Source organism: Rhizobium sp. USDA 4016, assembly GCF_056279705.1.
The window spans coordinates 624842-648376 of the sequence record NZ_JBWCCY010000004.1 but is presented as its reverse complement, the minus strand read 5'-3'; the positions used below and the strand labels follow the sequence as shown (position 1 = coordinate 648376).

General features: G+C 60.3%; 21 protein-coding genes and 1 pseudogene. 4 read left to right on the top strand and 18 right to left on the bottom strand.

The window, feature by feature from the left end:
• Positions 1-6: 6 nt before the first annotated feature.
• From ACZ9DP_RS18505 to ACZ9DP_RS18480, 6 genes are all read right to left on the bottom strand, one after another.
• A complete protein-coding gene (locus ACZ9DP_RS18505; RefSeq protein WP_194727928.1) occupies positions 7-957 on the bottom strand; it encodes an ABC transporter permease in 951 nt (316 codons plus the stop codon).
• Positions 958-1060: 103 nt separating this feature from the next.
• The gene (locus ACZ9DP_RS18500) at positions 1061-2737 is read right to left on the bottom strand and encodes a peptide ABC transporter substrate-binding protein (RefSeq protein ID WP_476203183.1); all 1677 of its coding nucleotides are present in this window, start codon (positions 2735-2737) and stop codon (positions 1061-1063) included.
• Positions 2738-2822: 85 nt separating this feature from the next.
• On the bottom strand, positions 2823-4154 hold the full coding sequence (locus ACZ9DP_RS18495; protein ID WP_476203182.1) for an NAD(P)/FAD-dependent oxidoreductase: 1332 nt from the start codon (positions 4152-4154) through the stop codon (positions 2823-2825).
• Positions 4155-4853 (bottom strand): SDR family NAD(P)-dependent oxidoreductase, encoded by a 699-nt coding sequence (locus ACZ9DP_RS18490; RefSeq protein WP_194727931.1) that lies wholly within the window; start codon positions 4851-4853, stop codon positions 4155-4157.
• Between the two features lie 21 nt (positions 4854-4874).
• A complete protein-coding gene (locus tag ACZ9DP_RS18485; RefSeq protein WP_476203181.1) occupies positions 4875-5360 on the bottom strand; it encodes a MarR family winged helix-turn-helix transcriptional regulator in 486 nt (161 codons plus the stop codon).
• A gap of 280 nt (positions 5361-5640) precedes the next feature.
• Complete coding sequence (locus ACZ9DP_RS18480; RefSeq protein ID WP_476203180.1) at positions 5641-7287, bottom strand: ABC transporter ATP-binding protein; 1647 nt, start codon at positions 7285-7287, stop codon at positions 5641-5643.
• Between the two features lie 331 nt (positions 7288-7618).
• Here ACZ9DP_RS18480 and ACZ9DP_RS18475 point away from each other — a divergent pair, with 331 nt between their 5' ends.
• Complete coding sequence (locus tag ACZ9DP_RS18475; protein WP_476203179.1) at positions 7619-7903, top strand: hypothetical protein; 285 nt, start codon at positions 7619-7621, stop codon at positions 7901-7903.
• 132 nt (positions 7904-8035) lie between these two features.
• Here the strand turns inward: ACZ9DP_RS18475 and traA are convergent.
• Positions 8036-12654: pseudogene (gene traA, locus ACZ9DP_RS18470) on the bottom strand (Ti-type conjugative transfer relaxase TraA).
• Positions 12655-12874: 220 nt separating this feature from the next.
• Between traA and ACZ9DP_RS18465 the strand changes: the two are divergent.
• Genes ACZ9DP_RS18465 through traG form a run of 3 tightly spaced genes read left to right on the top strand, consistent with a single transcriptional unit; the run spans position 12875 to position 15289 of the window.
• Entirely contained in the window at positions 12875-13159 is a 285-nt protein-coding gene (locus ACZ9DP_RS18465) for a TraC family protein (protein ID WP_372413809.1), read from the top strand.
• On the top strand, positions 13149-13379 hold the full coding sequence (locus ACZ9DP_RS18460) for a conjugal transfer protein TraD (RefSeq protein WP_476203178.1): 231 nt from the start codon (positions 13149-13151) through the stop codon (positions 13377-13379). The genes ACZ9DP_RS18465 and ACZ9DP_RS18460 overlap by 11 nt, the downstream gene beginning before the upstream one ends.
• Positions 13370-15289 carry a Ti-type conjugative transfer system protein TraG gene (gene traG / locus ACZ9DP_RS18455; RefSeq protein ID WP_476203177.1) on the top strand — a complete coding sequence of 640 codons (1920 nt, stop codon included), beginning with the start codon at positions 13370-13372 and terminating at the stop codon, positions 15287-15289. Before ACZ9DP_RS18460 ends, traG begins: the two co-directional genes overlap by 10 nt.
• A 616-nt stretch (positions 15290-15905) precedes the next feature.
• Here traG and ACZ9DP_RS18450 read toward each other — a convergent pair.
• The 11 genes from ACZ9DP_RS18450 to ACZ9DP_RS18400 all read right to left on the bottom strand — a co-directional run bounded on the left by ACZ9DP_RS18450 (position 15906) and on the right by ACZ9DP_RS18400 (position 23086).
• Entirely contained in the window at positions 15906-16322 is a 417-nt protein-coding gene (locus ACZ9DP_RS18450; RefSeq protein ID WP_476203176.1) for a c-type cytochrome, read from the bottom strand.
• Between the two features lie 283 nt (positions 16323-16605).
• The gene (locus ACZ9DP_RS18445; protein ID WP_476203175.1) at positions 16606-16977 is read right to left on the bottom strand and encodes a hypothetical protein; all 372 of its coding nucleotides are present in this window, start codon (positions 16975-16977) and stop codon (positions 16606-16608) included.
• 172 nt (positions 16978-17149) lie between these two features.
• Positions 17150-19795, bottom strand: a complete 2646-nt coding sequence (locus ACZ9DP_RS18440; RefSeq protein ID WP_476203174.1) for an ATP-binding protein — start codon at positions 19793-19795, stop codon at positions 17150-17152.
• Positions 19796-20117: 322 nt separating this feature from the next.
• The gene (locus ACZ9DP_RS18435; RefSeq protein ID WP_420882117.1) at positions 20118-20222 is read right to left on the bottom strand and encodes an EamA family transporter; all 105 of its coding nucleotides are present in this window, start codon (positions 20220-20222) and stop codon (positions 20118-20120) included.
• A 24-nt stretch (positions 20223-20246) separates the two neighbouring features.
• Positions 20247-20651, bottom strand: a complete 405-nt coding sequence (locus ACZ9DP_RS18430) for a type II toxin-antitoxin system VapC family toxin (RefSeq protein WP_372413836.1) — start codon at positions 20649-20651, stop codon at positions 20247-20249.
• Positions 20651-20896 (bottom strand): type II toxin-antitoxin system VapB family antitoxin, encoded by a 246-nt coding sequence (locus ACZ9DP_RS18425; RefSeq protein WP_476203173.1) that lies wholly within the window; start codon positions 20894-20896, stop codon positions 20651-20653. The genes ACZ9DP_RS18430 and ACZ9DP_RS18425 overlap by 1 nt, the downstream gene beginning before the upstream one ends.
• 268 nt (positions 20897-21164) lie before the next feature.
• Positions 21165-21338, bottom strand: a complete 174-nt coding sequence (locus ACZ9DP_RS18420; RefSeq protein ID WP_476203172.1) for a hypothetical protein — start codon at positions 21336-21338, stop codon at positions 21165-21167.
• 329 nt (positions 21339-21667) lie between these two features.
• A complete protein-coding gene (locus ACZ9DP_RS18415) occupies positions 21668-21823 on the bottom strand; it encodes a hypothetical protein (RefSeq protein ID WP_476203171.1) in 156 nt (51 codons plus the stop codon).
• Positions 21820-22086 carry a type II toxin-antitoxin system prevent-host-death family antitoxin gene (locus ACZ9DP_RS18410; protein ID WP_074069438.1) on the bottom strand — a complete coding sequence of 89 codons (267 nt, stop codon included), beginning with the start codon at positions 22084-22086 and terminating at the stop codon, positions 21820-21822. Before ACZ9DP_RS18410 ends, ACZ9DP_RS18415 begins: the two co-directional genes overlap by 4 nt.
• Before the next feature lie 266 nt (positions 22087-22352).
• Positions 22353-22688 (bottom strand): hypothetical protein, encoded by a 336-nt coding sequence (locus ACZ9DP_RS18405; RefSeq protein ID WP_476203170.1) that lies wholly within the window; start codon positions 22686-22688, stop codon positions 22353-22355.
• Positions 22689-22762: 74 nt separating this feature from the next.
• A complete protein-coding gene (locus ACZ9DP_RS18400) occupies positions 22763-23086 on the bottom strand; it encodes a DUF736 domain-containing protein (RefSeq protein ID WP_028740169.1) in 324 nt (107 codons plus the stop codon).
• Between the last annotated feature and the right edge of the window lie 449 nt (positions 23087-23535).

The following is a 23535-nucleotide window of genomic DNA, read 5'->3' as shown; positions in this document are numbered from 1 at the left end:
TTTCTCCTAACCCAGCCGGATGCGCGGATCGACGAAAGCGACGAGAAGGTCGGCAATAAGACTGCCGACCAGCACGAGGATGGCGGAAAACATCAAAAGCCCCATGACGACAGGATAATCGTTATAGCCGAGACTATCGAGGAACAGCCGGCCCATACCCGGCCAGGTAAACACCGTTTCGGTGACCAGCGCGCCGCCGAGGATGGTTGGCAGCTGCAGGCCCGCAAGCGTGATCATCGGCAGCAACGCATTGCCAATCACGTGTTTCATCAGCACTCGTCGCTCCGAAAGCCCCTTGGCCTTTGCCGTGCGCACGAAATCCTGGTTGATGACGTCGAGCGTTGCAGTGCGCATGTAACGGCTCCAGACCGCCACGTTGACAAACGCCAGAACCACGGTCGGCATGATCAGGTGAATGGCATAGTCAGCGACTGAGCCGTCGCCGATCGTGTACATGTTCCCGGCCGGCAGCCATTTCAGCTTGAGGGAAAACAGGTAGATGGCGACAAGGCCGAACCAGAAAGTCGGGATCGACAGCGCCACCATAGCACCAATGGTGGCGGTATAATCGAAGATGGAATAGCGCTTTGTTGCCCCCTTGATCCCGACCCAGGTGCCGACAGCGATCGAAAGCACGGTCGAGGACCCCATCAACAGTAGCGTGGCAAAAAGATGACCCATTATAATGCCGAGAACCGGCTGGCTGTCGCGGTAGGAGCGGCCCCAGTCGCCTTGCAAAAGGTGCCGCAGCCAGTCGAGATATTGTATCGGCAATGGCCGGTCGAGGCCCATCTGCTTAGCAATTCGGTCCAGCGCTTCTTGGGTCATTCCCGGTGTCAGCGCATATTGCGACAACGGACCACCGGGCGCCAGATTGAGAACTGCAAATCCGATCATGGACACCAGAAACAATAGGATCAGGCTTTGCCATAAACGGCCGAGAAGATAGCGCAGCATCGCAGTCTCTCCGATTGCTATTGTGGACATCAGGTCAGGGACGTCGAGACGCTTCGTTGGACCCTCCCCCGAAACGGGAGAGGGTTGCTCAAAGGCAGGCGGCCTAGGAAGCCCAATACCAGCTTCCGACGTTCCAGCTGTCGATGCGCGTATTGACGTTCGGAACGACGCTTTCGGCACCGGTCTTGTGGCCGCGCACCTGCGCGTATTGGAAGACCGGCATGAAGGGCAGATCGGCGCGCATGATCTCCTGAATCTTGAGATAGATCTTCTTGCGCTCCTCCGGCACGAAGATTTGGCCACCTTCGGTTAGGAGTTTGTCGACCTCGGGATTCGAATACTGCCATGTATTCTGTCCGGCGCCACCCTTGGCGCCGATCGACGTCGATTTGAAATAGTCGGACGTATCGGGATCGGCGCCGGTCAAAAAGTCGATGCCGACAACGACGGAATCGAACTGCGACATCATCCAGTATTCGCCCCACATTACGGCGGGGGGCAGGTTGGAAATGGTCATTTCGACACCGATATCCTTGAACGACTGCTGCATGAACTGCTGCACCTGTTCGCGGATATGGTTTCCGGCAGTCGTCGAGTTGGAGAAGGAGAGCTTGACGCCATCCTTGGCGCGAATACCGTCGCTGCCCGGTACCCATCCGGCATCATCAAGGATTTTCTTGGCCTTTTCTGGATCGTATTCGTGCTTCGGCAGGTCGGGATTTGCATAGAAGGACTGCTGCGGCATGTAGCTTTCGGTCGGCGTCGGCAGGCCATAATACAGGGCGTCGATGATCGTTGCCTTGTCGAGCGCATGATAAAGCGCCTGACGAACTGCGAGATCCTTGAACTGTGGCTTCTCCATGTTGAAGGTGACGGATTCGACCGTAGACCCCGGCACGACGAGAACGGCCTTGCCTTCAAGCGCTTTGGCTTCTTCATAGTGGTCGGGCGTGATCCACTGCAGGCCCACCACGTCGATGTCGCCCGTCTTGAACTGCGTATAGAGAACCGTGAGATCCGGAATATACTTGTAGATCACGCGCTCAAGATATGGCCCGTCACCGAAATAGTCGGCATTGGCTTCGAGCGTGATGTGATCGCCGGCGACCCGCTCCACCCATTTGAACGGGCCTGTGCCGATCGGAGCAGCGTTGAAGGGCGCCGTGTTCTTGTCTTTTTCAGCGCCCAAAGCGTGTTTCGGCACGATGAAGGTCGACGCCAGGATCGACGGATAGGGTGCAAACGGCTTTTCCATTTTCCAGGTGATTTCGGTGGGTGAGACCACCGTCAACTCGCGCACCAGTTCATGCCCCGTCTTGCGCCAGCTGCGGAAATCCGGATCGACCAGGAGCTCCAACGTGAACTTGACGTCATCGGCGGTGAACGGCGTCCCATCATGCCATTTGACGTCCTCGCGCAGTTTAACTTTCCAGGAAAGGCCGTCAGCGGAGATGCCGCCATTCTCGACACTCGGCACCTCCAGTGCCAACGCCGGCGTAAATTTGCCTTCGGGGGAAATGGCAAAGAGCGGATCGAACAGGCTGAAATGAATGCCTTCATCGACTTCAATATGCGGCATATGCGGGTTGAAAACAGTCGGCTCCTGCGAAAAACCCACAATCATCTGTCCGGTCGGCTTGGCGGGAGGGGCGGCTGCGAATGCCCTGCCGCGGCCGAGAAGATTGGGCATGATCAAGCCGGATGCGCCGGCCATCGCCATCATGGTCAGCGCCTGGCGGCGCGTAGGATTGAGAATCGCATTCTTGGTTTCGTCAGACATCGGTCTGCTCCCTTTGCTGTTGCTCAGTCACTGTTCCACTTCGTTTTCTGCACGTTATGCGATCTGCCTTCTTTATTCGGGCAGACTAGAAGCCGCTGATCAGCTCGATCTTCGAGCCATCGGAGAAGCGTGAAAAACGGAAATCCTTAGGGTCGACGACCGGCGGCCTACCGGTAACGATATCGGCCATCAGCCGTCCGGCGGCCGGCCCGATGCCGAAGCCATGACCGGAAAAGCCGGTGGCTATATGGAAGCCCGGGATCCTATCAATCGCTGAAATGACCGGCACGGCATCCGGCGTCACGTCGATGTAGCCGGCCCAACGCTGGGCGATCTCCGCCTTCTCGAAGACCGGAAAGGCCTTCTTCAGGTTGGCGAGCGCCAGATCGGAAAGCTTGGTTGCCGGCTTCGGGTCGAGCACGCGATTATATTCGAACGGGCTTGCCTCATCCATCGTCCAGCGGTTGGCGATGCGTGCCTCGTCGAAGAAGCGGCCTCCCAGACGGAACCTCAGCGAGCGCCACTCTTTGCCGAGCGCCGGCATGAAATCCTTGGCATAGCGGAAGGATTTCGGGACGATATCGACGACATTCTCATGACCAGATGCGATCGTGTAGCCGCCATCCTGGCGTTTGCGCACAGCAAACCCCTTGGACCAGATGGCCTGTTCCGGCCCGCCTTCCAAGGGGCTGGTGCGCAGCACCGAATTCATCACTTTCAATTGCGGCAGGTTGATACCGAGATTACCGGAAAACAGGCTCGACCAGGCGCCGCCGGCCAGCACAACGGCGGAGCAGGCAATCGGACCACGCTCGGTGATGACACCAGATATCTTGCCGCCCGATGTTTCAATGCCGCGGACTGCGCATTCCGTCAGAATAGTAGCACCCCTGTCGCGCGCAGCTTCAGCGACCGCCGGAGCCGCTTTCTGTGGCTCGGCACGACCGTCGGCGGTGGTGTAGAGCGCGCCCTTGATGACCATGTTCGCATTCGGGAACATAGCCTTGAACTCGGTGCCGCTGAGCATCCGTGAGTCGAGTTGATAACCCTCGAGATTGCGCTTCCAGCGCTCATGATCTGCAAATTCCTGATCGTTGGCACAGGTGAACATGATGCCGGCGCGGGTATAGCCGGTGGCGCGGCCGGTTCTTTGATCGAGGCTGCTCCAGATCCGCAACGCCTCCGCCATCAGCGGCACTTCGCGCGGATCGCGCCGGGAAATGCGCACCCAGCCCCAGTTGCGGCTCGACTGCTCATGCCCGATGCCGCCCTTTTCGCACAGCGCGACCCGCAGGCCGCCTTCGGCCAGTTCGAGTGCCGTCGAGGTGCCGATAATGCCACCGCCGATGACGACGACATCCACTTCCTTGGGCAGGTCAGCATCCCCGTGGACAGGAACAACGTAAGGTCCCGGCATTCAGTAGGACTCCTCAAGCTGGCAATTGATGGTGAATTCGGCGACGCTCGCCTCGTTCGGCAGGTCCAGCAGCATGGCAATGATGCGGGCGAGATCACGCGGATCGGTCATCTGGTCGTCGGCGCGACTGGTGATGCCGCGTGCCATATCAGTGGCAACGAATCCCGGGCAGACCGCGGTGGCGCGAATGCCGAAATCCCAGCCCGTGTGGCGGATGCCATGCGCAAGTGCAATTGCGGCGAACTTGGACATCGAATAAAGCCCGGCAGTCGCACTCTTCACACGCTTGCCGGAGAGGGAGCCGAGAATGATGACCCGGCCGCGGCCGCTGGCCGTGAGCTGTTCCCAAGCCGCCTTGGCAAGCCGGCGCGGTGCCTTGACGTTGACCGTCATCGTTCGGTCGAAGTCGTCTTCGTCTGCCTCGATGACTGTTTTTGGGATCATGATGCCCGCATTCGCAATGATGGCGTCGATGCGGCCGAACGTGGCGATGGAGGCTTCGACCCAGGATTTCTCACCTTCAGGATCGTAGGCATCGTACGGAAAGACGATTGCCGTGGTGGAATCTGCCCAATCCGGCTGAATCGGCTTGCGCATGCCGAGCGACACGCACCATCCCTGACTGTTCAGCAGCCGGGCCGTCTCCGCGCCAATGCCACGATTGGCTCCCGAAATTAATACGACACGTTTTGCCGGCATGGCACGATCTCCGGAAGCGGTTTACGGCAGGCCGGCGATCCGCCGGTAGGCTCTGCGCAGGATATCCATCAGCAGGCGTTGCTCGTCTTCGGGAATGAAGGCGAAAAAATCCTTCGATTGCTGGGTGACGAGGGCTCGCACCTGTACCGCCAATTGCGCGCCTTTCTCGGTGATATAAAGCTCTTGCGCACGGTTATCGTCGACCGACGTTTCGCGCCTTAAAAGCCCGTGATTTTCCATCTGATCGACAAGCCGGCCCATCGCGGATCGATCCTTGAGAATGAGCTGCGCAATAAAAGACGGGCGGATCCCCGGGTGGCTATCGACCATCAGCAGAGTGGTTATTTTCCCCGTACCGCGGGCGACATCACAGCCCTCCAGCCGCTCGTCGAGATCGCGTGACACCGCCAGATTGACGGTACGGATATAGAAGCTGAGTGTATCTTCCAGCACATCGAGGTCGATGTCGCCGATCGATATGGGTGGTGTTTTCTTTGACTCAAGCACGGCACTAACGCTCCGAAAAACAAAGGGATAGCGTCCTGTTTTCCGGTAAGGAAACAGGTGTTTCAGTCTTATCTCCAGCAGTGTCAGGCGTCGTTTTCGACGGTGATGATTTGCTAGATAGTGGACAAATGCAACTATTTTTTCTGAGGCTTCGGCGCTAATTTGTTCACGGAAAAAGAATGCCTATCAGATAGGCGAACAGACCATGAAGGGGAGGCAGAAACGACAAAAACTGCCTTGCTTTTCAGCAGGACGGTTTAGTCACGCTCCGAAATTGATGTCAGGCGGCGGGCTCCCACTCGCTGCCGGGGATCGCCGAGACGAGCTTGCGGGTATAATCGTGATGAGGTGCGCGGAAGATCTGTGAGGGCGGGCCGTATTCGACGATCTCGCCCTTGTACATGACGGCAACTTCGTCGCAGATCTGGCTGGCGACCCGCAGATCGTGCGTGATAAAGATCATCGCCACCTTGGTCTCCTTCTGGATCTTGGTCAGCAGTTGTAGAATCTGCGCCTGGATCGACACGTCGAGGGCCGATACCGCTTCGTCGGCCACAAGCAGAAGCGGGTCGAACATCAGCGCCCTGGCAATACCGATCCGCTGGCGCTGGCCACCGGAGAACTCGTGCGGGAAGCGGTCATAGGCACCTTCGTCCAACCCTACCAGCTTGAGCGTCCGAAGCGCTTTTACCTTGGCCTCATGCAGCGAGACGCCATGAGCGATCGGTCCGACGGTCAGAACTTTGCCGATCGTGTGGCGCGGGTTGAGCGAGGCGAATGGATCCTGGAAGATCATCTGGATGTAGGGGCGCATCGACCGGAAGGCATCGCTCGACATGGGCGCGATATCACGACCGTCGAACAGTATCTTGCCGTCATCACAGTCCATCAGCTTGAGCAGAACGCGGCCGAGCGACGACTTGCCGGAGCCGGATTCCCCGACAACGCCGAGCGTTCGGCCCTTGCGGATCGAAAAGCTGACGTTGTTGACCGCTTTGACTGTTCGGCTCCTGGAAAAGAACCCTCCCGACGTGTGGTAGGTTTTGCTCAGGTTCGCGACTTCCAGCACCATCGGCGTATCGGCGGTACCTTCGCGGTCCTTCGCCCTCATGCGTGGCACAGCGGCGATCAGGCGTTTCGTGTAGGGATGCTCCGGCGTATTGAGCACCACATTCGCCGGCCCCTCCTCGACGAGGCTGCCCTTTTCCATGACGACGACGCGGTCGGCAATCTCGGCGACGACGCCGAAATCATGGGTAATGAACATGACGCTCATGTTCTTGCGACGCTGGATCTTGCGGATCAACTCCAGAATCTGCGCCTGTGTGGTCACGTCCAGCGCCGTCGTCGGCTCGTCGGCAATCAGCACGTCTGGGTCGAGCGCCAGCGCCATCGCGATCATGACGCGCTGCCGCTGACCGCCCGACAGACGGAAGGGATATTGATGTTGCAGCAGCGCCGGATCAGGCAGGCCCACCTCATCGAGCAACTCGAGGATCTTGACGGCACGGCTTTCTCGCGTGCCGATCTTGTGGGCCTCCATCACCTCGGCGATCTGGTCGCCGATTGTCATCAGCGGATTGAGCGCCGAGAGCGGATCCTGAAAGATAATCGAAACAGCGCGGCCACGCAGGGCGCGCAAGCTCTCTTCTTCCGTTTGTATAAGATCCATCCCTTTAAACAAGATGTTACCACCGGTTACGGCGATCGCCGATGGTAGCAAACCCATGATGGCGTTGGCTGTCACGGATTTTCCCGAGCCGGATTCGCCAATGATGCAGAGAATTTCTCCCTGTCTCAGGTCAAAGGAGATATCGCGTACAGCATGCGTCCGCTCCATGTTTTTGGGTAGGCTGACCGTCAATCCCCTGACAGATAACACCACGCTTTCGGCAGTTTCGCTTTGGACAGTTTCAGTCTGCTGCATGGCGAATCCCTTTTCTCGTGAGTGATCATGAAACGATAAGCAAGAATGGTGCCGAGTCCGCTTTAAACCGGATCATTTTTCCGCATTTCAACAATCAACGACAGTGCGAGACGCCATTTTCCGTCTGCCACTGCGTGATCAGGGCTTCCATGATAGTCACAGCCTACGCGATCTCTAAATGGCGGCAAACATAAGGAACAGCGCCGTCGAGCAGTCGCGCCGCTTTATCGTGCCGGGTGTTCGGCGATAAATTCGGTACGGGCAATGCCCTGACCAGACCCCTGGAACCAATAGCGTGTCACGACATTCTCCTCCCACAAGGAGATACCAAATGACGAACGATCCTAAAAATTCAAACCGTGATCCCGACCTTCGGACCACACCGGTTGATTATCGCCGCACGAATTGGGTCGCATGGATTGCAGCGGTAGGATTGATTGCGATTGGCGCTTTCGCCCTCACCCAATGGTCTAGCGGACCCGACACCGATCCAGAGACCACAGCTTCGACCCGCAATTCCGAACCCGCGCTGGCTCCACCAACCCCGGCCGCGCCGACAGACAATAATGCTGCACCTGCTCCCGTCACGCCGCCTGCAGGCACGACGCAACAGTAAGATTGATTTTGCCGTGGTCGGGCGCCGCTTGCGACGGGTCAATGCGACGACGCGAAATGCGCGTGATAGCCGCCCCAAACGCTTTGTGCCCATCAGGACGGCCATTCGATTGCAGGCCATACTTTTCGCGCGCTATTGATTGAGACCGCGCCCACGACCGATTGCCTGCGCCTGGCGCTCGGCCAGGACCTTCTGGCTGCTTTCAATCCGGACTGCCCGCTGCAAGACTTTGATCGATGTCCGCATCGCATCAAATGCCTTTCGGTCGGCCGGCGGCACCATGTTGAGGGCGTCCTTCTCATCGCGCCCGATGGCACCAGGCCCGAAGCGCGCATCGAGTGCCTTGCTCACCGCAGCGAACTCGTCGCGGACCTTCGGATCAAGCGCGCTGACCATTCCGGTAAGCGCCCGCGGGTTCTTCGCGACCGCTAAGGTGAGGCGCACGAGATCATCGCGGGCGCCCCTGCTCAACCCGGGAATGGCTATTCCCATGCGTCGCCGTTCTTCGCCGAGCGTTCGGAGAGCCGCATCGAAGGCAATCGAGTAAACCGAAGCAAGGGCGATCAGGCGATTGGCAACCTCCGGAAGCGCTTGCAGCGCATCCCTGCGCTCTCGCCCGGAAGCAAGCAGCCGGTCGATCAGGCGGTCCGAACCGCGTAGCGCTCCGTAAGCTTGAGGATCGCCGGCGACGGCTGCAGCGATGCGATCCGCCACGACACCCTTTGTGATCAGCGCCTCGATCGTCGTCACCGCTCCGGCCGGATCACGCCAGATGCTGATCGCCGCTTCCGCAAGGGCTGCGCGGCGCTGCTGGTAATGCGGCGTCGACATGGCGGTTGCTTTCGCGTCCTCCTCGACCGGCGCCTTGAATTCTGTGACCGCGGCAAGGAGCGGCGGGGCGGAGGTTTTCTGCCTCTCCGGATCAAAGGCCGCAGCGGCGACAACCCGCGAGCGATCCTGGCGTTCGGCCTCATGCTGCGCTTCGGCAAACCGCTTCACAGCCGTAAAAAGCTTCACCAGCTCCTCGCGCTTTTCCGGCGCCAAATCCTCCGGCATGCGCTCCATGGCGTTGCGCTCGACATGCTCATTCGCCCTATCGGTAAAGGCGCTCCGGCCGAAGCGAACCGTCAGAGCGTCGCTCAACGCCTTGATTTCCTGGACGACGGAGCGATCCTCGGCGGCGAACAAAAACGCAGTTTGATAAGCCTCCTCCCCGCCTGCTTGGCGGATGGCCTCGATCTCGCTGAGACGCGCATGGGCGGCCATTGATAGCGCCGGAACCGAAAACGACATATGCGTGCGGCGCACCCGTTCACGTGCGGCGAAGCGTTCGGCGCTCTTCCGGAACGCCGCAGTATGGGCGCGCACCAGCGGCTTTAGTTCAGCAAGAGCGGCAATCGCGGCATTGCGCTCGTCACGCGCCGCCCGCCCATCGATTAAACGGTCCGAGCCGCGCAAACGTCCGAGCTGGGCCGGCGCACGCGTGATGTCGTCGGCAAGCCGGCGGGGCATGGCGTCAGCGCGTGAAGCTCGGTCGTTCAGCAAGGCAAGCGCCTCACCCGGATCGACAAAGATCTTCCCGAGCTGAGCGCGAAGGATCGCTTGACGTTCCTGACAACCGGCTGAAGCCAGTTGCGCCAGCCGCGCATCCTCGTCCACGCCCCTTGAGAAAAACGTCACAGGTGCCAGAAGATACCGCGTGTCCTCGACCCTGGTCTGCTCTACGGATGGTGCGTGGACTCGATCATCATAAGTGATGTGCCGCTCGCGCTCGATCGCAAAGCCTAGAGCGACGTTTGCCCGTTCCCACAGCACCGCCAGTTCCTTCCTCTTTCCGGCAAGTCGGGCCAGCTGCCGGGCAACGTAGTCTTCTATCCCGGCGGCGATCTCCGCGAGATTACTAATCCCGCGGCGTCGCGCGAAATCACTAGCAAAAGCCTGGTAGCCGGCCTCATCTTCGAAATCGAGCGTGGTGGTCTTGGCGCCGGAGCGCGATAACCGTTCGACGAGCTGATTGAACAGTTCCGGCCGATGGCGTTCCCGCTCGATGCGCTGCTGCCTGGCCACAGCGGCTTCGACTTGTCGGGCAGTCCAGACATTGCGATCCACTTCCCTTTCCTCGAGACATTTCCGCCCGGTTTCCTCGTCGATGACAGGGACCTGAACCTTGACTTTCTCAACTCCGTCCTTGCGCAGAGTGACCGTGTCCCCGACGTCTACCCCGCCCTCCCGAAGTGCCTTCGGCAGGCTCACACCCCAGAGCCTATGCGTAACACCGTCATCCGTTTTGACGTCGGCGTAGGGGCTCGGATCGACGTCCTTGTCTTCGCGGAATTGTGCCCCACCGACATCGATAAGTTCCCCAGTGATGCCGGCGGCATGATCGACCCGGCTCATCCTGCCCCATTCCGGTTTTGCCTCAAAATCTTCCTTGGCCGCGTAGAGATCGGCGCGGTGGCGGTGGCGGGTCATCGACACATAGGTCAGATGCTGATCCATCATGCCGGTCGCGAGAACGAACGTCCGGTCGACTGTGGCACCCTGCGATTTGTGGATTGTCGCGGCATAACCGTGATCGACATTGCGGTAGCTGTCCTCACTGAAGATGACATCGCGGCCATTGTCGAGGTGCACTGAAAGCAGTATCCGGCCGCGTTTATCGGTCGTCGAAACAACCGTGCCCAACATGCCGTTCTTGACATATTGGGCATCGGGATGCTCTGCGCGCGGTTCGAAGAAACGGGCGTTTTTGAGGAAGATGATGCGGTCGCCACTGGCAAACTCGCGCGCCCCGCGTTCGGTCTGGAAGGCATGACTGTCACCGAGTGCGCCCTCGGCCGTCATCACGGTCCTTAATGCCTCGTTCAGGCGCTTCACATCCACGTTGGTGTGAGCGAGAACGAGTAATTCGTCGCCGCGCAAACGGCCCGGGCTTCCTTCATCGGCGGATTTCTGAAGCAGCTCACGACGAGCATCGGTCCAGTCGGAAACGATGCGTCCGATGGCTTCCTCCCGGGTCTCCGCTTCGACAAGATGCCCCCGCTTTACATAAGCGTCCAGACCCTGTTCGACTTCGCGACGCGCAAACAGCCGAGATGCGTCGCGTGCCCATTGCCGCTCTGGCGGCGCACGCCAGAAAGCTCGGCAAAGCCGATCCGCTCCGTGATTGCCCGAAACGCAGCACCTGCCTGGATCGGCTGGAGCTGCATGGCGTCACCGACCAGGACGACTTTTGCGCCTGCTTCTTCCACAACCTTGAGGACGCGCGCCATTTGCTTCGACGAGACCATGCCGGCTTCGTCGACCACCAGCACGTCGCCGCGCCCAAGCCTGTCGCGACCGTCGGCCCAGGCGAGTTCCCAGGATGCGAGTGTCCGCGACTTGATGCCGGAACTGTCTTCCAGGCCTTCGGCAGCCTTTCCGGCAAGCGCAGCACCGATCACCCGGCGACCTTCGATTTCCCAGCCGAGGCGCGCGGCATCGAGCAATGTGGATTTTCCCGCACCCGCCAGGCCGACGACAGCAGCAATGGCACTGTCGCCTGTGACATGCCGGACAGCATCCACGTGCTCCGCATCGAACCGGAAGCGCCTTTGCGGATCACGCATCTCAACGCTTCCGATCGCCTCAGTGATCCGCCGATCGTCGACGGCGTGCCCGTAGCGCTCCGCGAGAATCCGGGCCGACTGCGCCATGTCATATTCGGTGCGCAGGATGTCGCGTGTGGTGAAGATTGCCGGCTCTGCAGCTTTTCCTGCTTGCGGATCGAATAGCTGCGGCTTCAATGTGACGAGATCGTTCGATGCCATCAGCCGCGCACGGATATTGGCAAAGTCCGCCGGATCGTCGACATAGCGATGGAGCGCTCGGGCGATATCGCGCTCATCAAAGGTCGAGTGCTCATTGGCAAGCCGCTTCAACAGGAGTTCGGGATCCGCAAACAGGCGATCAATTATCTCCTGCCGGCGGGCAAGCTCCGCCGGCGCGAAGAACACCCCCTTGTCCTCGCGTGCCAATGCCGCTTTTGCCGGACTGAGATGTTTCTGTGCGATCCCGTCCAGCCCCTGTTCAGCGTACGAGCGGCCGTCGAGCCAGATCTCATGACCGGCGAGCGCCAGATGTCGAGTGGCAGTGTCCGCCCAGCCGAGCTTCCACGCCTTGAGCGTTTCTTTGTCGCCGGCCCACAACCGATAGACAATCTTGCCCTTCGGCCGGTCCGGCGTGACGACGCGCAGCGGTTTACCATCTGCTCCTGTTACCGCCACGTTCTTCGGCCCGAACCCCTCTTCCGTCAAAGGACGCAGCGTCACCATCAGGTGGATATGAGGATTGCCATCCTTGTCGTGATAGACCCAGTCTGCAACCATTCCTTTTAAGGTAAGGTTGTCGCGGACGAATTCGCGCACCAGGGCGATATTCTCAGTCCGCGTCAGTTCTCCCGGCAGAGCAATCACCAGTTCGCGAGCAAGCTGCGCGTCGACCCGCTTCTCGAAGGCATCGACGGCGTTCCAGAGCACCTCGCTGGCGCCGGCGACCGCGCGTCCGTCGATCGCCTTGCGCAGCCACGCCGGCGCCTCATCCGGCAAGACCAGCTCCTCATGCGCCAGTTCCGACGAAACGCCGCGACGGCTGAACGTCGTGCCGACCTGCTTATCGCTCATTTTCGTGCGATGGCGATAGGCGGCGGCCGAGACGATGCTGCGTCCCGCTCCCCTGCTGATCATCTGCGCTCTGACGAACATGATCGCCACGACCATCTCCTGACCTTCCGAGTACGTCGCTCAAGCGACGTATGTTGCGCCCTCAAACCGATCGGCCCGACTGGGTGATGCCGCTTTTCCGGAAGACGGCCAGCGGCGAGAATTCCGCTCTCGATTCTTGCGGTCCACGCAAAATAGCCTATTTAACTAACTTGTTCTAGTGCGTATAAATGCGAACATGATAATGACTGGACACAATGGAGCGTCACCAATGGCAACAAAACTGTCGATTTCCGAACTCGACGCGCAGATCGAGAAGCTGAAGGAACGCAGAAGATTTTTGATAGTAAAATCCGCCGAGCGGTTTGCTCACGCCGCGACGAAAGCGGGCCTGGCGGAGATGGAGTTATCCGACGGAGAGCTCGATGGGATCGTCGCCGAGATCGCGGCGCGATTTCAAAAGAAACCGAAGGACACAGCCGGCGCATCACCTCAACCGTATCGACCGGAGGCTGGCCGGATTGGAACGCCGGCGGCGGATTCACATGACGGCTGAGCGCAAGCGCGAGGCGCGGGAGAAAATCCTCCTCGGCGGAATCGTCGTCAAGGCCGGTCTATCGAAGGCCGACCGGGCGTTCCTGCTCGGCGGTCTGCTCGAACTGGCCCGGATCGCTCCGGGCTCGCCGGAACACCAGCGGCTGCGCGACATCGGCAAAGCGGCGTTCATTGAAGCCCCTTCGCTGGATACTGTTCAGGAGAAAGCGGAATGGCATTGAAGCATCGATTGCATCCGAGCCTTCTGCTTGTTCTCGTCCCTCTCGCCGTTACCGCATTTGCCGTCTACGTGACCGGCTGGCTATGGCATGGATTGGCCGCCGGCATGTCGGGGAAGACTCAATACTGGTTCCTGCGGTCGACACCCGTACCCGCACTTTTGCTCGGGCCGCTCGCGGGGCTTCTGACGGTCTGGCCCTTGCCGTTGCATCGACGCCGGCCGATCGCGATCGCAAGCCTTCTCGGCTTTGTTGTCGTTGCCGGCTTCTACGCCTTGCGGGAATATGGACGTCTTTCTCCCTCCGTTGAGCGCGGCATCATCACTGGGGCCGAGGCGCTTTCTTATCTCGACGCTTTCGCCGTGGTTGGATCGTTTCTCGGGTTTCTGATCGTTGCGGTGTCGGCGCGCATCTCCGTCGTCGTCACCGATCCGGTCAAACGCGCCAAGGGTGGAACCTTCGGCGACGCCGACTGGCTCTCGATGCGTGCGGCCGCAAGACTTTTCCCGCCGGATGGCGAAATCGTCGTCGGCGAGCGTTATCGCGTCGATCGCGAACTCGTGCATAAGCTTTCCTTCGACCCGAACGATCGTTCGACGTGGGGACAAGGCGGCAGGGCGCCGCTCCTGACCTACAAGCAGGATTTCGACTCCACGCATATGCTGTTCTTCGCCGGTTCCGGCGGGTTCAAGACAACCAGCAATGTCGTGCCGACGGCCCTTCGATATGCCGGTCCGCTCATCTGCCTCGACCCGTCGACAGAAGTTGCGCCGATGGTTGTCGAGTACCGCAGGCATGTTCTCGGCCGTGACGTGATGGTGCTCGATCCTGCCGATCCGGCAACCGGCTTCGACGTCCTCGACGGCATTGAAACGTCGACCCGCAAGGAAGCGGACATCGTCGGCATCGCACATATGCTGTTGTCGGAAAGCGCACGTTTCGAATCGTCAAGCGGCGCCTACTTCCAGAACCAGGCGCACAATCTGCTGACCGGCCTGCTTGCGCATGTCATGCTCTCGCCAGAATATGCCGGAAGGCGAACTCTGCGCAGTTTGCGCCAGATCGTTTCCGAGCCGGAGCCATCGGTGCTCGCCATGCTGCGCGACGTTCAGGAGAACTCAGCGTCCGCCTTCATCCGCGAAACCCTCGGCGTTTTCACCAACATGACGGAGCAGACCTTTTCCGGCGTCTACTCGACGGCCTCGAAGGACACGCAGTGGCTGTCGCTTGACAGTTACGCTGGTCTCGTCTGCGGCAACGCCTTCAGATCCAGCGATATCGTCTCTGGCAAGAAGGATGTGTTCCTCAACATCCCGGCTGCCATCCTGCGCTCGTATCCGGGTATCGGAAGGGTGATCATCGGCTCGCTGATCAAGGCCATGGTGCAGGCCGATGGCGCATTCGACCGCCGCACATTGTTCATGCTCGATGAGGTCGACCTGCTCGGCTACATGCGCGTGCTGGAAGAAGCGCGCGACCGTGGCCGCAAATACGGAATCTCGCTGATGCTCATGTACCAATCGGTTGGACAGTTGGAACGACACTTCGGCAAGGACGGAGCGACCTCATGGATCGACGGTTGCGCGTTTGCCTCCTATGCCGCAGTCAAGGCACTCGACACGGCGCGTAACGTCTCGGCCCAATGCGGGGAAATGACCGTCGAGGTAAAGGGCCGGTCGCGCAATGTCGGCTGGAGCAGTTCTACCACGGGATCTCGCCAATCGGAGAGCGTAAATTTTCAGCGAAGGCCGCTGATCATGCCGCACGAGATTACTCAGTCGATGCGAAAGGACGAACAGATCGTTATCGTCCAAGGCCAAAGTCCGATCCGCTGCGGGCGAGCGATCTATTTTCGGCGCAAGGACATGAACGAGGCGGCCAAGGCCAACCGTTTCGTCAAAACCAACCTCTGACCGGTAACCGATATCGTCAGGCGGCCAAGGACTGCTTGCGATTCGTCTTGCTTCTGACTTGAGGCTCCGGAGTGCTCCCGCCACGGAGCCGACCATGTGTGAAGCGGAAGAAAGTCAGGAAACCGTTGCGACGCGGTCTGCCGAGATTCGCGGTCCTATATGGCAAATTCAACCAATGGCGGTTTAGCGTCCTAGGCTTGGACGGTATAAGCGGGAGGCTTTGATTGCTCGCTGATCCCCCATTGGGCCGGGAATGCCGAAAAAGACTGACAGCTCCTCGCAGATTGTCGGCGAGCGCCGTCGAGCTAAACTCGCCCCCGACGCCTTTCCCCGGCGCATCAGGCACGCGCCCTGGTTCATCCATGCTTTATGTCGTGCCGAAGGGATGCTCGACGCTCTCGCTGTCCCCAGGGCATCTTGGGGGATACCCGAATGCACCAGACGCCGGACAGCGGGACAGAATGCAGGTCGCCAGAGGCTGGCGCTGCAGATTGCTCGAGAGATTTCGAGGATCGTCGTGCGCGCCAGTGCTAGCAATCTGTTCGACCGAACCGCGCGCTCGGATCCCAAAAGAAATCGCGCCCGAAATCGGCTTGCCTCGTCCGTCGACGCGGTTCTACGGCTCCACTCTTTTGGGCCGCCCGCGGCCGAGAGCGCCGTCAGCGCGGGCCTGCAAATAGGCGTAAATGTCGTCGATATAAGGAGCGAAATTGGGATCATTGGCGAACCCTTTCATGGCCGAGCTCCCGCTCGTGCTTTGGCCATCGCGAACGACACGCCTGAACGTGTCGATATCGAGCGGCCGGTTAACGAGAGAGGATGCGAAAGTCGAGCCGACTCCATCGGGGCCGTGGCAATGGTTGCAGCCGGCATGATAACGCCGGTAACCGTTGTAGGTCCGCGCATCGGCCTTCCCATCGACCACTTTGTAGAACTTCTCGGCGGCCGCGTCTTCCTGCGAAGATCGCCCAGAACCCACCGCGACGCCACAGGCGACGACAGCGAACAGTAGCAGGCGCTGCAATGGACGCATCTCCCTATGCCTCGAAGGCGCTTAGCGGCGCGATCGGCCGCGTTATCCGATAGCGAGTTCGTGCGAACCAATGGCGAGAGGAATCGAGCCCTAACTGTGTCACAAGCCGGCTGCCGCAAAAGCCGAGCCAACTTCGTGTGCTTTGAAAGTCACTTTCTCGCACGTAAAGTTCACTCGGCTCTTTCCCCGACCAGCCCTGCGGGGTTGATGGTCCGTCGGGTCGCTCGCCCGGCAAGTCCAGTTGGGCAGGGCCGGAATCAGAATTTCGGACCGGCCAAAAGGATCACTCCTCGATTATGGCGCTGGTCGACACGTTATCGATCAGAGTCACGCTGGGCTCCTGCACAAGAAGGACCTCGCCATGACGTAAGATCTCGAAGTCGGCGGACGGCTGGCCGACGGCTCGAGGGACGGAAATCATTAGCCGCTGCCCCGGTCCGAGTGTGGAGACGAAGCGGATCGGCTGTGCTTCTTCTCCGGACGCCATGGTCGCAACCACCCGGTAGCCGCCGTCTTTCTCGACCGTGTAATAGACCGCACCATTGAAGCGGTCGAGATGAATACTGTAGCCGTTCTCTGGCGCCAGTTCCGAGGCCGAGGCGACGCCTGTCGTGGCGAGTAAGGCCATTGCATATGCGGTAGAACGTCTGGTCATCGCTATCCCTCCTCCGCGAGCGATCCTGCCTGGGCATTCTTTTCCCATGGCAGAACTCAGCCTATGCCCGAAGCAGCTCGGGCACATCGGTACGGTCACCCAATTTCCCGGCGGCGGGTACCCTAAATTCGCGCTCAAATTAGTTTGCGACGGCTTGCAACGCGCCAGCGGCTTACAGGAGCCAGGGCTCGCCGCGTAGGCGCAGGAGGACCTCCATACGATTGGCGGCGTTGAATTTGCCGAGGACGGCGGAAACCTGATGCTCGATCGTGCGCCGGGAGCGCGACAAACGCTGGGCGGCTTCCTTGTTGCTCATGCCCGCTGCGATCAAGGCAAGCACTTGTTGTTCGTGCCACGTCAAACCAAGCGGGTGACGGCGGGCCGCCCCATATGGCCCTCTGCGGGTTTTCGGCAACTGGCCCGCAACACCCAAGCGCTGCGCCTGCTTTCGCGCCAGCGCCGCAGCGGGACGCGCCTCCAACGACTCGAACGTCGTGACTGCACGGGCCAATGCCGGCCCGGCATCGGCTCCTCGAACCTGCATCAGGGCAAGCGCCGCTTCATAGGGAAGCCCCAGGCGATCCCACTCCCTTGCCGCCGCCAGCGTATTGCCGCGCAGCTCGGCGGAACGCGCTAAAGGAATCTTCGCCTTCGGCGCGGGCAGCGGTTTGGCGATACCGCATCGCTGCCACCACACTGCGAGTTCGCCGAAGTCCCAGGTACGGAAGTTATCGAGATCCATCCCGACGAGGGCGTTTAATTGCTCATGGGCAGCACTGTCGTCTCCGTCAAGCCAGGCTGCTTCGGCCAGCGCCAGACGGACTGGCACGATTCGTTGCAGCTCGCCGGTCGCCAATCCCTCTTGGAGCGCCTGCTGGAGAAGCGCCAAGCTGCCGGGCTCACCCAGTCGCACGCGCACGGTTCCGAGCACAGTGAGCGCCGGCAGGTGCATGACCATCGGTAGGCGTTCGAGACTCATGACGCCCTGCGCAACGGTCTCAGCTTCGCGAAAACGGCCCTGCTCCATGCGAAGCTGCGCCTGCCGGCCGAGCAGATATTGCGCCGCTGAATCGAGATCGTGCCTAGTGGCGAATGCGATGCCTTCGGACAACAAGCGTTCAGCCAGGACAAAGTCCTTGGACACGGCCGCGCATTCCGCGAAGTTGGTGTAGGCTCGCGCCGCATGGTCATGAAATCCGTGCTCAAGCGCCAGCGCCAGGCTTTCCTCCAGCCGCTCGCGGCCGCCCGGACGGTCGGCGAAAAGGAGCGCGGTGCCGACATTGTTCAAAGCGTGGACGCGCGTTTCGATTTCGCCCAGTTGGTCGGCGAGTGAGATCGCGCGCAAGCCCCAATCGATCGCTTCGTCGAAGCGATAATGCAGCATGTGAAGTTGAGAGCGCGTGCTGTAGGCCATCGCGAGCTCCGAGCCAGGCGGCAATTTTTCCATTTCGCGCACCGCCTGGTCTGCGTAGTCCTCCGCCGGCTGGCCCTCGCCGCGGCGCCAGTGCAGCCGTGACAGCCTGCACAGATTAGGACCGATCTTGTCGGTGCGTCCGAGTTCGCGCCAAATCGCGATAGCACGATGATGCGCCTCAATCACCGGTTCATAGACGAGCAGAGCCAGTCCCGCCTCGTAGGCCCAGTCCTCGTAAAGCTGGGCGGCCAACTCCGGTGTGGCTTGCGTGACGTATCTGAGAGCTGTCGCCAAATGTGAAGCCCCCTCCCGGTGAGCGCCTAGGCGCACCGCATGTGCCGCGGCTTGTGGCGCCAGTTCGAGAACGCGCGCGCCATCGTCGGCCCCGGCGGCGTGGTGTACCCGGCGTGAAAGCAGGGCAGACGCATGGGTCGTGGGGAGTTGCGATATCGCCGCCTCCACCTTTGCATGGAGCGACCTTTGAACGTTCGGCGGCAGCCGGTCGAGCGTCGCCTGCCGAGCAAGTTCATGTCTAAACATCACGGCGCCTTGGTCGTCTTGCCGCAACAATCCGCGCGCCACGCATTGGTCTACCAGTGCTTCGGCCTCGACACCGAGCAGAGGCCGGATGAGCCACGGTTCCACGCTGCCTGGCACAATGCTGATCACCTCAAGCACTTTGCGTTCACCCGCTGTCAGTCGAGACAGGCGCGCCCAGACCGCATCGCGTATCGAATCTGGTACACGCCCTGGCTCCGCCTCGCCGCTTGCCAAAAGTTCGGTGATGAAAAAGGGATTGCCCTCCGTAACGCGATAGAGATCGGCGGCGCAGCGGCCCGCCTGCTCAGCCAACACCGTCACCGCTTCGGGAGACAGCGGCTCAAGCGCAATGCGGGTGACCGATGCGGACGGAAGATCGCCGAGGACATGCGTCAGGGGATGATCGGCGCCGATTTCATCGCTGCGCAGACTGAGCACTAGCACGACTGGAAGCAAGGAGATGCGGCGACCGAGGTATTTTATCAGGTCGAGCGTCGCGTTGTCGGCCCAGTGGACATCCTCGAAGATGAGTACGATCGCAACACTGGCGTGCTGGAGCACATTCAACAGTGCCGGAAAGAGCCGCTCCGGCGGAGCCGCCTGATCGAGCAGTGCTGCCACACGGGGGTCAAGCAGTTGCCCAATGTCCTGCATGGGTCCGAGCGGGCACGGCGTGAAAAGCGCCTCGCACCAGCCCCACAATACCTGGCAGCCTTTGTCGGCATGCTCCGCGAACTCGCGCAGGAGAGAGGTTTTGCCGATTCCGGCTTCGCCTTCGAGCAGCACAGTGCTGCCGTGCCCGGCCGCAGCGCTCCGCATTGCGCTCAGCAACGTTTCGAGTGGACCCTCTCGATCGAGCAGCATCGCGAAACCCTCTCGTCGAGAGTATAGCAAAATAAGATTATTTTGGCACAATGAAGTCTGCGAGTTGAAGGCCGTATTTCGCCAATATTAGGTATAGGTTTTCGTTGCTTCTCCGGGACGTTAATTAATCCTATTCCGGCTGCTCGCGCGTGATGCGCGAAACTGGAGCGCGCGGAGGGCTGAGCAATCCAATTATCGCCGCTCGCGCACCTTCAGATTGCAGCAAGGACAGTTTCAAAGTCGGCGGCACGCGTCAGGGGCAATTTATGCGGCTAAAAGCGCCCTATACATTGACTGCTTCAGCGGCGGAAAATCCTGCCATCTATGAGATCAGGCTGGCCATGATCAATGCCATCCCGGCTAATTCGAACGGCTCCAACCGCTCACCGAGAAATAACGCACTCAGTATGATTGCACTGACCGGCACTAGGAGCGTCACCAGGGAAGCTTGTCATGGGACCGTTTCGACGTCGGTCTGCCGAAATTCGTCATCTGTCGCCAGGATCGGCACGTCATAATATTTGGCGCAAGCGTAATGCAGACAATCGCCGAGATTGAGACCATGGCGTCCTGAGCGGTAACGGTGCGCCGCCGACAATGCAAGCCGGGTCGTCTCCATCGCCGGCGGCAGCTCGCGAATTTCGACCCCTCGCTCGTCGAGAAATTCGAGCAGCAGTGGCTCTACGGCTTGAACCGAAATGTTGAACTTGTCCGGACGGGCAAGCCCCAGAGCAGCTTCCAGCACGGCGATCGGCGATGTCATCGGGCCTTTCGTCGAAGCGATCGCTTCTGAGACCCGCTCCGCCTCCGGCTCCTCCGATAGAAGGGCGATGATCGCGCAGGCGTCAACAAACATCAGTCTTCGTCCCACATCTCATCGAAGGCCTCGCGTGGAAGCGGTTTCCTCGCTACGTCATTGATGGCGATCCGATGCTTCTCCCGCAGCCGTCTCGCGGTCTGCAGCGGCGTTTCGGTATTGCGCCGGCGCTCTATCGCTTCCTTCATGGCGATGACGATCGCTTCTGTGATCGTAACCCCTGCCATTTGTGCGAACTTGCGCGTGAGAGCATCGGCTTCCGGATTATTGACATTGATTGCCATATGGCGCTCACATGTAGATGGAATCAACTATAATGTATATCAATCTATCTACATTTCAAGCGCAGGAGAGTTCAGCGGAGAGACGACAGATATGTCTAGAGCCGACTGACTATTCCGGTTGGCACTGTTTTTTCAGTTATCTGAGAAAATCCTCGCCGACGTCGCCACGGCAAGTAATTGGCGATCAGGAGCATTGACGGCCAGCACGTCGGCCGCGTTGCCCAGCCAGCGCCGAGGAGAGGTTCACTGTCCCTCGTCTTCACTGACGTCATTCGAGGTTAGCGAGAAATATTTCGATCTCGCGTTCGAACTGCTCGTCCCCGGCCTGCGCCTGTGCAATCAGGGCGGTGAGTTCAGCTTCGGCCTTGGCCCGTTCTTCCTTGGTGAAGTAGCAGCTCCGAAGTTCGGCACGCAGTTCGTTGACTTGATCGATAGTGGTCATGTTGATCGTCTCCTTTTGATGACGTCAACGGGACTACGTGCGCACGACGCGCGTGTCAGGGATCGCGGAACGCGACCGGCAGGGGCCGGCGAGTGGGGTGCCGGTTTTGTCGGAGCGCAGGGAACCGGAGCGGAGATAAAACCGGGGGCCCACGCTCGTCCTTGACGCGGGCTGAGCAGCCGTAGAATGGGAGGGCAGAAAGAAGAGAACCCGCGACCCCGACCAGGGGTCGCGACCGTATTCCTAAGAGTTCAGCCGCATGCCGCCGGGTTCCTCCAGGCCGAGGGTGAGCCCAGCCCCGCCCCGCTGGCGGGGGCAAATTCTGGGCATTATCTGGACCGGCCGACCTCGGTAAACGACTTGCGACGCGCTATGAACTCGCGGAGAAGGGGAAGGAAAAAGGCTTTGCTGTTGCCGGCCTCTCTAGCCCAGAGATAGGGATAGCGGATGACCGTCGCGGTCTGTATGTCGTCATAGCTGCTCACCGGCTGGCCTCGTCGGTCTCCGCATAGGCGTCGACCGCGGCCTCGAATTCGTCGAGCAACTCGCGCGGCATAGTTTCAAGCATGCCGACTGAACGGACATCGGATTGCCGCATCAGGCGTTCGTAGTCATCGATGTTGAGAAGCACGAGGCGCGGCTTGTTGCGTTGGGTGATCGTGACTGGATGGCGCAGTGCCTCGGCGATGATATCGCCAGATTTCCGGGAAAGATCACTTGTCGAATAGGAACCACCTGTGCGGGGCATGCTGGTCTCCATAGGTATTTGGTGCCGGCGATTATAGCGTCTTTATGGACACAAATCCGCCAGATACAGCATTGTTGTAAATGCTGTATGTTATCCGTGTCCGCTTGCGAGGCGGCTGGTTGGCCGGGATCTCAGTCCGGTTGGGGCGGACCAGATGTTGGATACCGTCTTCGGCTCGCGTCGCGTAGACCAGAGCCGGGAAGCTCAGGTGGTCGAGCTCGACCGGAAGCCTCGGGTTTTTGCCTGTGTACGGAAATACTGACGCCTCAGTCGCTCGGGGCTCTACTGGACAGAAGATCCTGGATGATGCCGTCCGGCACGGATCGAAGGGCTTCGCGCGAGTAGTCGTCGAGCAACTTCCCAAGTGTGCCCGATGAGATCGGAATGAAATCATAACCTTTCGCCAGCGCTGCTGCTCGCCGGGCGCAAATGGTCTCAAAGGCGCGGAATTCGGTCCCGAGCCAGAGTGCGAGGTCATCGCCGTCTTCGTCCGGAAAAGCCTGCAGGAAGAAGGTCTGCAGCGGCCGGTCGTAGCCGATGACGGCGTCGGGATCGCTATGGCGGGAGGCGGTTTTCTTGACGGTGATCGTGTAGCGGCTCATGGGAGGCTCCTCGGATCGGATGCGTGTGCGTTCGCGGGTGGGGCCGGCCCCGTTGCCAGGGCCGGCATTCCGGATTAGGCCGGATTGTTCCAGAGGATGACCTTGCGGTTCGGTTCGCCACCTGGAGCGGGTGCGAGATTGCCGAAGATCACGCCGATTTCCGGTGCTTCCAGCTTGACGGAGAGGTATTCCTCGCCGGTCTGGCGGGCGATGCGGGCCCACGCGGCGCCGATTTCAAAGCCGGTCTTGCGGTGGATGACGCGGTAGTCCGGGGCTTCCTCGCTCGCCTTGTTGGCGTTCGGGATGATGGCGATCGGGGCATTGACCCGGATGGTGGCGAAGACGCCTTCGAGGGTGCCGTCGGTCTTCTGCGTCAGGGTTGCGATCGTGGTGGCCATGGTATTGTCTCCTTCGGTTGCTCGGGACCATTCCCGATGGCGCCCGAAGAAGGGGCCGAGCCGCAGGCGTCACCGGAGCGCAAGCGCAGGGGAACCCCTTGCGGGTTGACGCTGATGGCGGCCGGCCCCTTAAAAGGCGGCATAAAACGGGAATGGTCCTCGATGCGGCCGATGGGCGAGATGTCCATCTGTGGCCATCCGATTCGTCCCGGCTGCAGACCGCCCGCGCCCATGATGCACGGCACCGTCCGGATCAACGCCTCCTCGTCCATCCTCGCCCACAAGCGAGCCTGGCATGCCTCACCGCCAGACTTCAGTGCCTCACGGCGGTATCGCTGCGCCGCCGCCTCGCCGCCCGACCACAGGGACGTATTTCGCTCGATGCCAGCCTGGCGCGGCAATCTTCGGGAACCTCGCCCTGACCAATCCCGGTCTCTGCCAAAGGTCTT